Annotated in this window: 2 protein-coding genes; both read right to left on the reverse strand. The window is 64.6% G+C overall.

Annotation, left to right across the window (positions count from 1 at the left end; genetic code table 11):
* The coding region (locus ACTXPP_RS14135) for an IS3 family transposase (RefSeq protein ID WP_443342754.1) at positions 1–375 on the reverse strand (375 nt) is incomplete at its 3' end.
* Positions 375–704, reverse strand: a complete 330-nt coding sequence (locus ACTXPP_RS14140; protein WP_443342756.1) for a transposase — start codon at positions 702–704, stop codon at positions 375–377. The genes ACTXPP_RS14135 and ACTXPP_RS14140, both read right to left, overlap by 1 nt.
* Positions 705–738 lie beyond the last annotated feature (34 nt).

Genomic DNA, 738 nt, shown 5'->3' on the forward strand with positions numbered 1-738 from the left:
GAGCCCGCCCTGGTCCCAGCCGCGCCTGACCCGGTCAGGGATCGTATGGGCCTCGACACCAGGCAGGGTGGTCACCGGGGTGAACTTCTTGGGGCTGATGCCCTCCAAGCCCTGACGTGCCATGGATCTCGCCACGGTCTTCACATCAACCTGTGTGCCCTCCCGGGCCAGCTGGGCATGCACCCTGGGAGCGCCGTAGACCTCGTCGGACTCGATGAACACCGTCCGGACCTTCGCGTCGAGGTCGTCGCGCTCACGGCGCTGTGGGCCGGGCTGTCCGGCCTGTCGTGCTACCCAGGCGTAGAAACCGGACCGGGACACTCCCAGCAGGCGTGCCATACGCTTGACCTCGTAATTCGCCTTCTCCTGCACCATCAGTTCATACCGTTCTGCGGTGGTTGCTTGGCAGCGAAGAAGTCTGCCGCTTTTCCCAAAAACTCGTTGTCCTTCTTCACGTCAGCGAGTTCGCGGCGCAGTCGTTTGAGTTCGGCGCGTTCATCCAGATCCAGCTCGCCGGTGGGCTCACCGGCCTGGTCGGCGTGTTCGGCGGCGACCCATTTACCTAGCGTCTGGGCGCCGACGCCGAGTTCACGGGCGACTTCGGCGATAGTACGTCCGGTGTCGATGACAAGGCGGGCGGCTTCGTGTTTGTACTCGGGGCTGAAGGTTCGTCGTGGTCGCTTGCCGGCGGTGTGGTCGGTCATAGTGACATCCTCTCGTGCGGGACGGGGCCCGCTA

The organism is Candidatus Corynebacterium faecigallinarum, assembly GCF_052264515.1.
GTDB lineage: Bacteria > Actinomycetota > Actinomycetes > Mycobacteriales > Mycobacteriaceae > Corynebacterium > Corynebacterium faecigallinarum.

Excerpts from the sequence above, each read along its gene's own strand:
- ACTXPP_RS14140 (WP_443342756.1), bottom strand. The coding sequence starts at position 704 with ATGACCGACCACACCGCCGGCAAGCGACCACGACGAACCTTCAGCCCC.